Source organism: Microcystis sp. M179S2, from assembly GCF_020245805.1.
In the GTDB taxonomy this organism is placed as follows: Bacteria; Cyanobacteriota; Cyanobacteriia; order Cyanobacteriales; family Microcystaceae; genus Microcystis; species Microcystis aeruginosa.
In genome coordinates this window covers 17,371-30,587 of record NZ_JADBUE010000238.1, presented here as the reverse complement: position 1 = coordinate 30,587, position 13,217 = coordinate 17,371, and the positions used below count along the sequence as shown (strand labels likewise).

At 43.3% G+C, this 13,217-nt stretch carries 15 protein-coding genes and 1 pseudogene; 3 read left to right on the top strand and 13 right to left on the bottom strand.

Annotation, left to right across the window (positions count from 1 at the left end; genetic code table 11):
- Positions 1-195, bottom strand: a pseudogene (locus IM500_RS14855) (DUF4351 domain-containing protein); the annotation flags it as partial.
- Between the two features lie 161 nt (positions 196-356).
- Here IM500_RS14855 and pgeF point away from each other — a divergent pair.
- Together pgeF and fmt are read left to right on the top strand one after the other, a co-directional pair.
- Positions 357-1,151 carry a peptidoglycan editing factor PgeF gene (gene pgeF, locus IM500_RS14850; protein WP_287733294.1) on the top strand — a complete coding sequence of 265 codons (795 nt, stop codon included), beginning with the start codon at positions 357-359 and terminating at the stop codon, positions 1,149-1,151.
- Between the two features lie 41 nt (positions 1,152-1,192).
- On the top strand, positions 1,193-2,170 hold the full coding sequence (fmt, locus tag IM500_RS14845; RefSeq protein WP_190722375.1) for a methionyl-tRNA formyltransferase: 978 nt from the start codon (positions 1,193-1,195) through the stop codon (positions 2,168-2,170).
- A gap of 29 nt (positions 2,171-2,199) precedes the next feature.
- Here fmt and IM500_RS14840 read toward each other — a convergent pair whose 3' ends face one another.
- From IM500_RS14840 to IM500_RS14830, 3 genes are all read right to left on the bottom strand, one after another.
- Positions 2,200-2,580, bottom strand: a complete 381-nt coding sequence (locus tag IM500_RS14840; RefSeq protein ID WP_002759683.1) for a cyclic nucleotide-binding domain-containing protein — start codon at positions 2,578-2,580, stop codon at positions 2,200-2,202.
- A gap of 3 nt (positions 2,581-2,583) precedes the next feature.
- Positions 2,584-2,754, bottom strand: a complete 171-nt coding sequence (locus IM500_RS14835; RefSeq protein WP_287738821.1) for a type II restriction endonuclease — start codon at positions 2,752-2,754, stop codon at positions 2,584-2,586.
- A 189-nt stretch (positions 2,755-2,943) separates the two neighbouring features.
- Positions 2,944-3,750, bottom strand: coding sequence for a TlyA family RNA methyltransferase (locus tag IM500_RS14830; RefSeq protein ID WP_287738819.1), 807 nt, complete (start codon positions 3,748-3,750; stop codon positions 2,944-2,946).
- 139 nt (positions 3,751-3,889) lie between these two features.
- On the opposite strand from IM500_RS14830, the gene IM500_RS14825 reads away from it, so the two are divergent.
- A complete protein-coding gene (locus tag IM500_RS14825) occupies positions 3,890-4,111 on the top strand; it encodes a hypothetical protein (RefSeq protein ID WP_190722377.1) in 222 nt (73 codons plus the stop codon).
- Positions 4,112-4,228: 117 nt separating this feature from the next.
- Here IM500_RS14825 and IM500_RS14820 read toward each other — a convergent pair whose 3' ends face one another.
- From IM500_RS14820 to IM500_RS14780, 9 genes are all read right to left on the bottom strand, one after another.
- Complete coding sequence (locus IM500_RS14820) at positions 4,229-5,059, bottom strand: metal ABC transporter permease (protein WP_002759687.1); 831 nt, start codon at positions 5,057-5,059, stop codon at positions 4,229-4,231.
- Between the two features lie 262 nt (positions 5,060-5,321).
- The gene (gene trxB / locus IM500_RS14815) at positions 5,322-6,680 is read right to left on the bottom strand and encodes a thioredoxin-disulfide reductase (RefSeq protein WP_287738816.1); all 1,359 of its coding nucleotides are present in this window, start codon (positions 6,678-6,680) and stop codon (positions 5,322-5,324) included.
- A gap of 261 nt (positions 6,681-6,941) precedes the next feature.
- The gene (locus tag IM500_RS14810) at positions 6,942-7,319 is read right to left on the bottom strand and encodes a hypothetical protein (RefSeq protein ID WP_190722379.1); all 378 of its coding nucleotides are present in this window, start codon (positions 7,317-7,319) and stop codon (positions 6,942-6,944) included.
- Positions 7,291-7,878, bottom strand: a complete 588-nt coding sequence (locus IM500_RS14805; RefSeq protein ID WP_190722380.1) for a Panacea domain-containing protein — start codon at positions 7,876-7,878, stop codon at positions 7,291-7,293. The genes IM500_RS14810 and IM500_RS14805 overlap by 29 nt, the downstream gene beginning before the upstream one ends.
- 80 nt (positions 7,879-7,958) lie before the next feature.
- Positions 7,959-8,729, bottom strand: coding sequence for an HAD family hydrolase (locus IM500_RS14800; protein WP_190722381.1), 771 nt, complete (start codon positions 8,727-8,729; stop codon positions 7,959-7,961).
- Between the two features lie 203 nt (positions 8,730-8,932).
- Positions 8,933-9,301 (bottom strand): SpoIIAA family protein, encoded by a 369-nt coding sequence (locus tag IM500_RS14795; RefSeq protein ID WP_079209335.1) that lies wholly within the window; start codon positions 9,299-9,301, stop codon positions 8,933-8,935.
- A gap of 240 nt (positions 9,302-9,541) precedes the next feature.
- The gene (locus tag IM500_RS14790) at positions 9,542-10,540 is read right to left on the bottom strand and encodes an AvaI/BsoBI family type II restriction endonuclease (protein WP_190722382.1); all 999 of its coding nucleotides are present in this window, start codon (positions 10,538-10,540) and stop codon (positions 9,542-9,544) included.
- Complete coding sequence (locus IM500_RS14785; protein ID WP_287738814.1) at positions 10,513-11,925, bottom strand: DNA methyltransferase; 1,413 nt, start codon at positions 11,923-11,925, stop codon at positions 10,513-10,515. Before IM500_RS14785 ends, IM500_RS14790 begins: the two co-directional genes overlap by 28 nt.
- Before the next feature lie 130 nt (positions 11,926-12,055).
- Positions 12,056-13,138 carry an ATP-dependent 6-phosphofructokinase gene (locus IM500_RS14780; RefSeq protein ID WP_016515635.1) on the bottom strand — a complete coding sequence of 361 codons (1,083 nt, stop codon included), beginning with the start codon at positions 13,136-13,138 and terminating at the stop codon, positions 12,056-12,058.
- Between the last annotated feature and the right edge of the window lie 79 nt (positions 13,139-13,217).

The window sequence follows — 13,217 nt, the reverse complement described above, 5'->3', positions numbered from 1 at the left end:
TGAACCGCTTGTTCCCTATCCTGTTGGTAAAGTGGAGCTAAACGCATAATAAACTCCCTATCCTCCTGTGTTTTTTTCGATAACGCTTCTAAATTTCTACTCAGATTATACAATAAGTTTAAAGAAGCCGATTTTAGGGGATTATTCGGTGATAATCTCTCTAATTCATCGATAGCTCTCTCTTGTTCCTCCTCTACTATTTTTCTGATCGGAGAGTACTGGCTACTGACTCCTAACCCTAACAACAATTTTTGATTTTTACCGGAGATATAAATAATCTTCCGGTTGCCGTTTGCCAAGCTCAGAACTAGGATAGGAAAGAACGAGGTATTAATGCAGCAAGAGAGGTTTAGACTGTGACCAATGTAGCGATCGATGTCCGATTAACCGAGACTTCTCTGTGGCAATGGCAAATATGGCAAGGATTGCCCTATCTTACCTGTAATCTCCTAGAGGACTGGTCCCACGGCTTTTTTACCCGTCATTATTACCCCCAAACCCCAGAAGCTTTTACGGCTGCTCTGGGGGCAAATGTACCGGTTTATCGGGTCAAACAGGTACATGGCGATCGCCTATTAAATCCCCAAGGGATTACTAACCCGGAAATTGTCGAAGCGGATGGAATTATCACCGATGCTTCCGGTCAAGGGATTTGGGTGGCCAGTGCTGATTGTACGCCCGTACTAATAGGCGATCGCTCTACTGGTGTTGGGGTGGCGATTCATTCTGGATGGAGAGGGACGGCCAAAAGGATAGTTCCCAAAGCAGTAAAGCAGTTATTAAACTCAGGTAGTTGTTTAGATAACTTAGTGCTGGCCCTGGGGCCGGCAATTGCCGGGGAAGTGTATCAAGTAGAGGCAGAAGTTGCCGCGGAAGTGGGTTTAAGTTTATTCCCCCAAGAAACCAATCCCGACCAAATTCTGGCGAATTTATTGAACCTGTCCCCCTCCCCCTTATTTGCTGACGAGGAAAAAGGAAAAGTGCGCTTAGACGTGCGACGGGTGATTTATCATCAACTACAACAGTTAGGAATTCGGGATGAACAAATTGCGATCGCTCCTTTTTGTACCTATCAACAAGAGGATCATTTTTTCTCCTATCGTCGGGAAAAAGCCAAAAAAATTCAATGGTCTGGCATAGTTAGCCGTTAATGATTACTGCTCACTGATAACTGAAAAATCCCCCCTCTCCCATGCGTATTGTTTTTTTCGGAACCCCGACTTTTGCCGTTCCCACCCTCAAAAAATTATTAGCCAATCCTGATATAGAAGTAATTGCCGTCGTTACCCAACCGGACAAGCGCCGGGGAAGGGGCAATCAATTAATCCCCTCACCGGTGAAACAAATAGCCATAGAACAGCAAATACCAGTTTTGCAGCCCAAAAGTGTCAAAAAAAACGCTAAAACCTTAGATTTTCTCAGACAATCGCGAGCGGATGCCTTTGTGGTGGTTGCCTACGGACAAATTCTCTCCCCAGAAATTCTAGAGATGCCGCGATTAGGCTGTATTAACGTTCATGGCTCAATTTTACCGAAATATCGGGGAGCAGCCCCCGTGCAGTGGTGCATCGCTAGGGGAGAAAAAGAAACCGGCATTACCACCATGTTAATGGATGCGGGCATGGATACCGGACCGATGCTACTGAAAGCCTACACCCCGATCGCTCTTTTTGACAATGCCGAACAGGTGGGAGCAACCCTAGGACAAATGGGGGCGGATTTGCTCCTAGAAACCCTCTCTAAGCTCGATCGAGCAGAAATTACCCCAATTCCTCAAAATAACGACGATGCCACCTATGCCCCTTTAATTCAAAAATCTGACTATCTAATCAACTGGCAAGATTCGGGCCGGACAATTCACGATCGAGTCCGGGGTTTTTATCCTCATGCGCTGACCACTTTACGGGGACAACCCCTAAAAGTGATGGCGACTATTCCCCTAGAGGATCTCGGTCAACTTCCTCCAGAATTACAGACAAAAGACCTTTCTCATCTAAGCGGAGAAGTGGGAGCGATCGTGGCTCTCTGGAAAAATTTCGGGCCGGTAGTGCAGACGGGTGAGGGTTTATTATTATTAAAAGAAGTGCAATTATCGGGAAAATCACCGCGTTCTGGTGGGGATTTGGTCAATGGTTCCCGTTTAACTATCGGTGAGATTTTCGGTCAATAGTTTTCAGGGGATGGCTTTCCTTTGCTCCTCTATGCTTCACCGGTGAAGATTTTTTTTAACTTGCGAAAGCGATCGGAATAACTTCTTAACACTTCGATCGCAAACATGGGAGTTTCCTGCACGGCAAATAAAAACTGCGGTTGATTGAGATAGGCTAATTTACAATCAGTTTTGGCAATAGCTGTGGATTCTCGCAGTTTATCCCCATGCAGGAGCGCTCCTGCTCCAAATACATCCCCTTTTTCTAGAGTTTCTATCAATTGTCCCTTGATATACATCTCCACTTCTCCGCTAAGAATACCGTACATTAACTCGCCCTCCGTGCCATCGGCAAAAATAACTTCACCAGCTGGAAAAGTGCGATCGGGATGATTTTCGAGAATTTTAATCGTTTCTACGGGACTTAACATGATTTAACAATAATTTTTCGGGTTATCTCTCCCATTTTCCAATACATTGAACTCCCCGATCATCGTTTTTGTATGTAAGAATACTTGAAACTTCTCTACCTGACAAAGATTCGGTTTGACTCTCAGAAATGCTTTGTTTAATCCTTGTCGGGGAAAGAAAATTTCCGTCTTCATACCTTTATCCTCTTCCTACCCAACCCGATTTTTGAGTCTATTTTTTTCTCTCTTATTTTCCCTCAAAAACCCTATATATATGGGCGCACGGATTCCCATTATACATAAAGTATAAAGCAAGTCTCGCCATTTGTCAAGGGTTTTCCGAAAATCTCCCCCTCTCCCCACTTCCTTGAGAAAATACCTGGTTTAAAACTGTTTGATCGCTGCTTGGGTGATTTCTGCGATCGCTGCTAAACTGGGACTAACTTGGCCAGTATCGGTGGACAACCAGAGAAGATACTCCACATTACCCGCAGGTCCGGTAATGGGAGACCAAGTTAAACCCCGATAGAACCATCCTAAGACTGCGGCGGCCTGTAAAACCTGAAAAATCGCCCCCGCTTGGTCTTGGTGGTCGCGAACTACCCCTTTTTTGCCGACTTTTTCCCGTCCCACCTCGAATTGGGGTTTGACCAATAAAATCGCCTCTCGCGGTGGATTTAATAGCGTCCACAGGGTCGGTAAAACTTTGGTCAGGGAAATAAAAGACAGATCCATAACTGCTAAATCGGCGGGTTTTTCCTGTCCGTATAACTTTTCTGGGGTTAAATAGCGAAAATTAGTTCTTTCTAGTAACATAACTCGTTGATCCTGCCGTAAACTCCAGGCCACTTGTCCATAACCCACATCGACCCCATAAACCCGTTTTGCTCCTTTTTGCAAGAGACAATCGGTAAATCCCCCCGTGGAAATGCCTCCATCTAAACAAATGCGATCGCTGACATCGATGGCAAACAATTCTAAGGCCTTGGCTAATTTTTCGCCCCCCCTTGACAAATAGGGCAGTTTCTGCTTAACCTCGATCGCCGCTGACCGATCGATTTCTGTGGCAGGTTTATCGATGATTTGGTGATTGACTTTCACCTCTCCAGCGCGAATTAATCGCTGTGCCTGTTGACGGGAATCACAGAGATTTTTGGCTACTAATAATAAATCTAATCTTTCTTTCGGCAAGGAAGGCCTCCCAATAATCAGCGCCTAATTCTAAAAAATACCTTATTTTTCCGCAAGCAATCCCAGAAGGAAGATTATAACTAAAGATAGGGACAAGCGGAACCCATCAGCTAAATTTTCGCTGCCATCCCGATATTTTATGGATAAAGATACTCGATTCGCCATTTTAGTTATTGGCATCCCCTTTCTAGGACTAGCTTACTGTGGCTTGATTTTTGCCGTGATGATTTATTGGGCGTGGGCCCGGGAACATCCCGTGACCATGGCCACTTTTTTCGTCCTTGCTCCTTCTTTGATTTCTGGTTCTATCTGGCTGTTAGCCTCCTATAAAGCCCGCCAAAAGCAGCGTTTGGGGTTATAATTGGCAAGACTATCCCATCGGCCTCTAGAGAACAACTAATGTGGGGCAATGTGGGGGTGAATTGCCTTCACCCTCCCCTAGATAACTTTTTCTGATCACCACAACTAGGGGAGAGCCTTAAAGATTAGATATTTTTCTGGTGATAGTTAGGATGAAAGGTTTCCAAGTAAGACTGATTAAATAGCCCAATCCTGCCACTAAAATAATTGTCGCCCCTGAGGTGAGATTTAAACTATAGGATAACCACAAACCCACTAAAGTAAAGACAATTCCTAAAATAATCGCTAGGATCATCATTCCCTTCATATTTTTAACAAATTGTCCACTGATAGCGGCGGGAATAGTTAATAAAGCAATTACCATAATTAATCCTACCACCTGCATTACTGCCACAATAGTTAAAGCGGTTATTCCCATTAAACCTAAGTAAATTATCTCCACGGGAATATTGCGAATAATCGCAAAGGTTTCATCAAAAGATATGGCTAATAACTCTTTATAAAAGATACTAACTAAGGTGATAATTAATATATCTATGCCCGCCATTATCCATAAATCATCCCTCGGTACAGTTAAAATACTACCGAAAAGATAACTCATTAAATCAGCTTTATAACCGGGGGTTAAATCAATAAAAATTACCCCAATCGCCATACCAATCGCCCACATAACCCCGATTAAAGTATCGGCTCTCTCCCGGATGCGACGCTGTAAAAAACCCATGCCTAAAGCCGAAAAAAAGGTAAAAAATATCGCCCCCACCAGGGGATTAATCCCGAAAAAATAACCGATTCCTATCCCTCCATAGGCAGCGTGAGCGATTCCACCACTGATAAAAACCACGCGATTAACTACTACCAAAGTACCGACAATCCCACAGGCAATACTAACTAATATTCCTGCGGCAATCGCATGGCGCATAAAATCAAATTGTAAAGCCTCTAGCATAGGGAATTATGAATTATGAATTATGAATTATGAATTAGGGAGTGGGGGAGTGGGGGAGTGGGGGAGTGGGGAAGTGGGGGAGTGGGTATGAATTATGAATTATGAATTGGGGAGTGGGGAAGGGGGGGAGTGGGGGAGTGGAGCATTTGGATGAAATTTCCCTATCACCCTATCACCCTATCACCCTATCACCCCAAAACCCTATCACCCTATCTCCTAACGACCGACTCCTGACTCCTGACTCCTGACTCCTGATAACTGATTATTGATAACTCTCAATTACTTGACGAAAATCGCTTTTTTGTTTGACTCCGCGCATTTCCTTGACTAATTCCCGGTCCTTAAAGAATTGTACCGTGGGAGTCCCGGTTACTTGACCCATTTTGGCAATTTCTGGGTCAGCTTCGATGTCAATTTCCACAAAATAAATTTTGCCATCGTACTCATCGACCACTTTATCTAAAATCGGTTTCAGGGTTTTACAGGGGCCACAGGTGGGAGAAACATATTTTACCATTAACAAGCGATCGCCATCGTGGAATAATTTCCGTAAAGCATAACCCCCAACGTGACGGGTTTTGTCAATATCAAAAGTCTCCTCCGTATCGGCCGGGGTTTCGCTAACGGTTTTCGTCTCGTAATGTTCAGAAGTGGCTGATTGACGGTATTCTTGGATTAAATTATGCTCCGATAACCATCTTTCTGCCAATAACGCCGCCATACACCCCGTACCTGCGGCGGTGATGGCCTGACGGTATTCGTGGTCCTGTACGTCTCCTGCGGCAAAAACCCCCTCGACGCTGGTAGCAACAGTCCCCGGTTTGACTTTCACATAACCCACCTCGTCTAATTCTAGTTGTCCTTGGAATAGGGAAGTATTGGGAGTGTGACCGATGGCATAAAATAACCCTCTAACGGCTAATTCCCTGATTTCTCCCGTTTGCGAGTTTTTAATGCGTAATCCCTCCATTTTACTGTCTGTACCGAACACATCCAGTGCTTGGGTGTGAAAATGAACGGTAACTTTCGGATTATTTAACACCCGGTCCTGCATTGCTTTCGAGGCACGCATCGCTTCCCCGCGAATTAATAAATGGACGTGGGAGCCGTATTTAGTTAAATATACGGCTTCTTCGGCTGCGGAGTCACCGCCACCGATTACAGCGAGGTTTTCCTCTCTAAATATCGGTGTAGCACCGTCACAGATAGCACAAGCGGAAATGCCGTTACTCCAGAATTGGGCCTCGCTGGGTAATCCTAAGCGTTTGGCGGTGGCTCCCGTGGCGATAATAATACTATTGGCCTTAACTTCCCGGTCCGTGGAACGAATGGTAAAAGGACGCTGACTTAAATCCACCGAGATAACATCTTCGGTATAGCATTGGGTCCCCCATCTTTCGGCCTGTTCCTTCATTCTTTCCATCAGCTTCGGACCGGTGATTCCTTCGGGAAAACCGGGGAAATTTTCTACTTCTGTGGTGGTCATCAATTGTCCCCCCGGAATGCCTCCCGCTTGGAAACCCTCAAACATCAAGGGTTTTAAGTTCGCACGCGCCGCATAAATCGCCGCCGTATATCCCGCGGGTCCCGAACCAATAATGACTAAATTCTCGACAGTCATAACCGTAAATGCAACTCATAACGACTACGCTTTTTAGTATAGCAGATAATGTCGGGTAGGTTAGACGACGATAAGTTAGATAAGCTGTTCGTAATTTAAATTGCTTGTTGAGACGAGGCAAGAGGCACTCTTGCAAAAGGCAACAGTAAAGGGATTGGGGGAGGTTCGGCTAATCTAAGAATAAGCGGTTTAAATGCGTCTTAGCTTAGTTTACCCATCAGTTTAATATGCGTCCTAACCCAGCAAGAAGTAGATTTCTGCCTAAAAATCCAGAATCTCTCGGATAATAGCTTTCAAATCGGCATCAGCAGGACGTTTGACAAACTGCTCATGGCTATAAATCCAAACCAGTTTAATTGTGTAGGTAGTCGCGCTCACTAAATACATTAATCTAATTTGCCCCGCAGCACCTTTTGAAACCCGGATATGGAGCTTATGAAAAGTCCAGCCTTCCGGCAACTGAATTTTCCCCGGTAGAGGTTCCTGACGGGAGTTATGAGGATATTGGTCGTCGATTAAATCTTCTAAAGTTTTGGCAATAAGTTCAACAAAGCTATTTTTGTGAACTTTTGCCAGTTTTTTGAAAGAGCGCTCGAAGTTGTCAGAAGATTCAATCGAGAAGGGAATTGAGCCAGTCATGCACTTCTCCTTTCCCAATACGATGAGAAGATTCCGTCGCCAATGCCTCCTTCAAAACTTCAGACATGGCTGCTTTGTAGGCCGGATGTTCCTGTTCTATCAAATCAAGCTTTTGATAACCTAATGCTTTCATATCATCAAGGAGAATTGGCTCTGTGGAACTTTCTTCTGGTGGCAGACCTTTACGAGCCTTTTTCCAAGGAAATTCCGCGTGAGTCATGTCACTCAACCGATAGGCGTGGTAGTTACCGAAATATTGCCAAATTTCTGCTAAAAGTTCTTTTTTCTCCGATGGCAGCCCAGACAGGCATTCTTGGCGAGGAATTGGTAATTGTTCAGCCTCAAAATCACTGTAGAACTTATAGGCAGCAGGACAAACCGGACCGTAACGCCATGCTTGAATTTCCTCCTTAAACAATGGTTCATCGTATAGGGCCAAATGCAAGCTCTGTGCATAATATAAAAGCTTTTGGACTTTCATATTAGTCATTTCAGCGTCCATACCATCCTCGTAAGCTCTGATGATAAAGTAGCGAGCCACAGTCAGGCAGTCAATCATAATTAGTACAAGTGTATAAAGAAAGCTTAACAGTGCTCATGGGGTAATGGGGGAAGTTTTAATATTTTTCGTCACCGACTTTACCAGTGGGTGAAGTCTGCCGCAAATTGAGATAGGGATAACAGCTTAATGCGGGTATCTTGAGCGACTTTTTGGCGCATTTGAGCGGTATTATATCCCCAATCGGCTAAATATAAGCCCACATCGTTTAAATCGGCTTGTTGCTCCACTAATTCCAACGCATCGAGACGATCCTCGACAAACCACAAATTAGCGGGATATTCCGTTAAATCAGCTAGTATTTGCTGAATAGTGACGTATTTCGGCTGTTTAATTTCCTTGCCAATTAATCTCGCTGCTGGAAAATTAATTGCTACTTTTTGTAACAATTGCTTGACAAAACGACTTTCTTTGGTAGTGATAATATAAACCAAAAAATCCGAGTCTAAAAGAGAGGCTAGGCGATTGATCGCCGGTTGATAAAATCGGTGTAAAGTTAACCAAGAGTTTAGATCCGACTCAATCCATCGATCCCGAAGACCATCGAGAGCATTTGAGAGAACTTTTTTCGCTATTTTCTCCCTTTCTAGCAGATTTTGCCGAATTGACGGCCAATTATTTAAAGCTTCCTCGTCGGGAATACCGAGAACAAGCGATCGCAACAGTAAGGGCATTTCCCAACCGGTTTCGATAACGGGACGAAGTTGCGAAAAACTAGGGAAAAAATCCTCGGGAATTATTTCTGGCCAAAGGGTTTCATAGGTGCGTTTGCTAATCTGAAAATACTCGATCATGCCATCACAAAGAACACCATCAAAATCCAGTGCTAGAATACGGGGGGATTGACGCATAAATGCTGGTTTAATCTCAATAATGGCAGTATAGCGCAGCGAAAATTAAAAAATTGTCCAAGACATCATGCTATTAGCTATTCTTTGCTTCATCGTTGATATAACATAGCTGTCTCCATCGGTCTAACCGTGTATTAGACACCTCCAAAATTCAGGCTAGATTGAGGTTAATTGCTGGAGATGTCTATTGTACTGTCAGAGAATCAGGAGCCGCCCAAGACCCATTGGGTCGCTACCTCAGTTTCCCCCCACGGGAACTGCCTGACTTCAGCGGCGACAAAGTGGGAAGCCAGACTTTCAATCAGTTTAACCAGAGTGGAATCAGTCACCACGGCAACCTTACTGACGTACTTGTGATGGTCGCGTATCAGCCGGAAATGAGCAACCAAGGCACCAAAACTCTCCCAACCAGTGAACGTGGGAACTTCGATGATTACGCCAGCAAGGCCACCAGTGGCTTCAATGTGGGGGTCCACTGCCTCCGCAATCTTGATGAAATCTTCCGCCGCAAGTGCAGATGTAGGTTGCATATAGAGAATGCTATGCGCCGCGTCTAAATTATAATCTATCATAGTTTGCCTCTCCCAAATGGTCGAAGTCTAACTCTATGCTATCACGAATAGTGGGACAAAGATTGAGGGAAAATTAACAAGCGCTCGCAGAGAATAACCACAAAGACACAAAGACACAAAGACACGAAGATTAGGCTGGTTAATTCTTCTTGCCATCTAATCAGAATTGGGTGGTTTATGCGTTGCTAACCAACCCAACTGGACTTTATTTGAGGGGTAATGTTCTAGATGTTAACTAGGTTAAAGATGGCATAGCCAACGCATAATTGAAACCAGTTGATTATCATTGGTTAAGTTAGCGGCATTGGTGAGTTTTTTCGTCTCTAATTGCTGATAAATTTCCCTGGCCATTTTTGTTTCAATAGCAGCACCGATAAAAAAAGTATAAGGATGCTTAGATATTTTTCTGAAAGCATCATCAATTCTCTGCAAAGCAGTACGAGCAGTTTTCCAATGTTCATCTGCTCCTGCGGGATCAATCCCACCTTTCAATTCTCCCAAAGCAATGTATAAATCAGCAGATTGTAAGGTTTGTTTTTTGATTTTTTGATTAGCTAATTGCGTCGAATCACATTTTAAAAGGCACAAATCAATATTGTTGTTATTGACAATGGGAACATTGACATTATAAATTATTGTTCTTGGTTGGCTGTTATTTAACCAGCTAACACCTCTAACCAAGATTTCTAGATTAGGTGTCATTTCTTCAGCTTCTCTCCATTGATTATTACTAGAATTGAGCCAATCATAAGCAATCCCTGCTACTCTTAAAGTTGCTAATAGAGAACGAGTAAATTTACTTTGAGCTAAGGAGCCACCCGCGTTTCTCATTATTCCTCCTAAAGTGTTACCCCGAATCAATAGAAATCTATAGACTAACTCCTCGACAAAATTAGTCCCCGCAGGTTCCAGAAAATTGACAATTAATTCCTGAATTGCTTCTACCTTGTCTTGGGGATGTAAATAATTTTTAGCCTTATCAGAAATTCCCGATGCAGTTAATAAAGCCGATTGAATATCTGGGATGTTTAGTAAATCTCTAGGATTGTTTACGGTTTGGGCAATAATTTTTAAGGTTCTTGCTTCTGCAATTAAAGGAGTAGCTCTCTGATTTTTTTCTAAGGCTAGAGCAATAAATCCTGAACGGATGGCTTCATAGGTAGTCTCCAAATCACAACTTTGGTTTAAATGCAAGAGATAGGGTTTTTTCATTAAGGCTTTCTCCACACATAAATACATTTTCTTAAAGATTCTCTACCATGAGATACCATTTGCTGACTACTATTACCTTTTCCCTGAGGAACTACTAAAATATTTTCTACTTTAAATCCAATTTCTTCGGCGATTTTTGACAAAATTAAATCTACAGAAATACTAGCCCCCGCATAGCGCACGTTATCATTAATCATACAGAAAATACCCGAGGATTTCATAACCCGAAAGCATTCATAAATTAGACAAGACATTTCCAGAAAATACCCCCTAATCATCCGAGGAATACCATGGTTATTTAAGGCCTTGCTTGATTTTAATTCCTCTAAATAACCTAGGATACTTTCTAATAATTTTTGACGATCAGTTATGGCAATGGCTGGCGACCAATGTTCATTGATTTTTAGTAACTCTTTGGGTTTATTTTCAACAGTGCAACTAAGCATTTGTTGACGTAATTGTTTTAATTGTAGTTGATCTATTCCCAACAGAGCCAATTCCAAAGCGTAGATACGAGTATAATCATAGCGATTACAATAAGGAGGAGAAGTAATAATAGAATCGTATTTTTCTGACGAAATCTCTGGCAAAATCTCAAGACAAGAACCTTGATATAGTTGAATTTTTCCCCGAGGATAATCTCTAGAAAAAAGTTCCAATTGTTGCTGACTAGGCTCTAAATCTGCGAGAATTTCTCGTAACTTGCTATGTAGGGCAGTTTTAAAGTCTAAAATTTTTCCTTTGTCAAATATATTTTTGCCCTGTTGTTTACCAGAACGATAATCCCAACGGAGGTATTGACCATCTTTTCTAGTATAGCTAATTGATTCGAGAATAGAAAGTAAGGCAAATTTTAAGATCGCTTGCACTCGCTCATTCTCTTGGGCAATCAACCCTAAGTAACTTTCTATACAAGCCTGATTTTCTTGGGGATATGCTCCTTGAGTAATTGGTAATTCTAATAACTTAACTTTGTCATCTACCTGTTGCCAAAGGCTATGGTTAGACCAATACTCTAGACGATGTATATCATCACTATTTAAGCCATTTTCTAAAATTTGTCTAGTAATAATTAATTCTTGTCCAATCGGCAATAGTTCTATTCCATCTGCTGATAAACCCCTGGCCGCCGCCGCAAATAAAGTTGTTCCGCTGCCGGCGAAAGGGTCTAGTATTTTTCCTTGTTTGATACCATATTTTTCTAGAAGATAAACTATCAGATCAACGGAAAAACCCTCTTTATATTTATACCAGCGATAAACTGGTTGGTTCTTATTACCTTGAAAACTCACTAGAGTACGAGATAATTGCTCAGAATCAAGTAATTTGTCTTGAAAATAATTAAATAATTCTCGATCGAGATTGTTGATTTCTAACAATCTTTCTGCTACATTAACTGAACTATTAATCATTTAGGTTTACCGGCGAAATTGCCGAAAAATAATTATCAGAGTTTATCTTTATTTGATTGGTAATTTTAATCAGTGGGGAAAGGGCGATACTTAAGGATTAATTCTCGCACCGATTCCCCTAAATTTAATCTCAATCCCCTAGACAAATACCCAAACCCCTGGCGGTTTTGACTAAAGTTTCTTCGGGATCGACGACGCGATAGGTTTTAATCGCCTCCTCAATGGGAACACTGACCACTTGCCGATTTTGCCAGGCCACCATGCGATCGAATTCTCCCCTGGCGATCAGATCCACGGCCGCCACGCCAAAAGCCGCCCCCAGTAGGCGATCCATCGGAGAAGGAATGCCCCCCCGTTGAATGTGGCCCAGGAAAGTCACTCTCGTTTCGGCCCCGGTTTCCCTGGCAACTTCTTCGGCTAAATAGCGACCGATACCCCCGAGACGATCTTCTCCTAGGGCTTCCTTTTGCACTAGGCGATTGCCAGTTTCGGTACGCACAGCCTCGGAGACAATAATCAGAGAAAACTGTTTATCCATACGCTGCCGTTGCCGGATCTTCTCGCAGACCTTCTCTAATCGGTAGGGAATTTCGGGAATGAGAATAATATCGGCCCCCCCCGCAATACCGGCAGCCAGGGCGATATGGCCGGCATCCCTACCCATAACTTCTAGAATCATCACCCGGTTATGACTAGCGGCGGTAAAATGGAGGCGATCGAGGGCTTCTGTGGCGATATTAGTAGCTGTATCGAAGCCGATGGAGACTTCTGTAGCTCCCACATCATTATCGATGGTTTTGGGGATACCAATCAGATTAATGCCTCCCTGTTGGGCAATACGGCGCAAAATCGCCAGACTACCATCGCCACCGATGCCGATCAGGGCATCCAGTCCCAGACTATGATAGCCGTCGATGATGTCCTGAGAGCGATCGATCAGGGTTCCATCGGGCATCGGGAAAGCGAAGGGATCCCCCTTATTGGTAGTACCGAGAATTGTTCCTCCCATCACCAACAGGCGATCAACTCCTTCAATATCAAAGATCGTGGTTTTGGGGGGACGGCTAACTAATCCGTTAGTTGCTTCTCGAATACCCACCACTTCCCAGCCATAATTGCCACTGGCATGGTGGACAACGGCACGAATGGCGGCATTTAAACCCGCACAGTCGCCACCACTGGTGAGAATTCCAATTCGTTTTTTTTCACCCATAGGTTTTTGTCAGGAGATCAACAAATCTATATTTAGGGAAAAGTTGCGGATAATGCCTGAAAATTAAGAAAGTTTCTAG

Excerpts from the sequence above, each read along its gene's own strand:
- fmt (WP_190722375.1), top strand. The coding sequence starts at position 1,193 with ATGCGTATTGTTTTTTTCGGAACCCCGACTTTTGCCGTTCCCACCCTC.
- IM500_RS14840 (WP_002759683.1), bottom strand. The coding sequence starts at position 2,580 with ATGTTAAGTCCCGTAGAAACGATTAAAATTCTCGAAAATCATCCCGAT.
- IM500_RS14825 (WP_190722377.1), top strand. The coding sequence starts at position 3,890 with ATGGATAAAGATACTCGATTCGCCATTTTAGTTATTGGCATCCCCTTT.
- IM500_RS14835 (WP_287738821.1), bottom strand. The coding sequence starts at position 2,754 with ATGAAGACGGAAATTTTCTTTCCCCGACAAGGATTAAACAAAGCATTT.
- IM500_RS14780 (WP_016515635.1), bottom strand. The coding sequence starts at position 13,138 with ATGGGTGAAAAAAAACGAATTGGAATTCTCACCAGTGGTGGCGACTGT.
- IM500_RS14805 (WP_190722380.1), bottom strand. The coding sequence starts at position 7,878 with ATGATTGACTGCCTGACTGTGGCTCGCTACTTTATCATCAGAGCTTAC.
- IM500_RS14810 (WP_190722379.1), bottom strand. The coding sequence starts at position 7,319 with ATGACTGGCTCAATTCCCTTCTCGATTGAATCTTCTGACAACTTCGAG.
- IM500_RS14795 (WP_079209335.1), bottom strand. The coding sequence starts at position 9,301 with ATGATAGATTATAATTTAGACGCGGCGCATAGCATTCTCTATATGCAA.
- IM500_RS14820 (WP_002759687.1), bottom strand. The coding sequence starts at position 5,059 with ATGCTAGAGGCTTTACAATTTGATTTTATGCGCCATGCGATTGCCGCA.
- IM500_RS14800 (WP_190722381.1), bottom strand. The coding sequence starts at position 8,729 with ATGCGTCAATCCCCCCGTATTCTAGCACTGGATTTTGATGGTGTTCTT.
- IM500_RS14790 (WP_190722382.1), bottom strand. The coding sequence starts at position 10,540 with ATGTATTTATGTGTGGAGAAAGCCTTAATGAAAAAACCCTATCTCTTG.
- IM500_RS14785 (WP_287738814.1), bottom strand. The coding sequence starts at position 11,925 with ATGATTAATAGTTCAGTTAATGTAGCAGAAAGATTGTTAGAAATCAAC.
- trxB (WP_287738816.1), bottom strand. The coding sequence starts at position 6,680 with ATGACTGTCGAGAATTTAGTCATTATTGGTTCGGGACCCGCGGGATAT.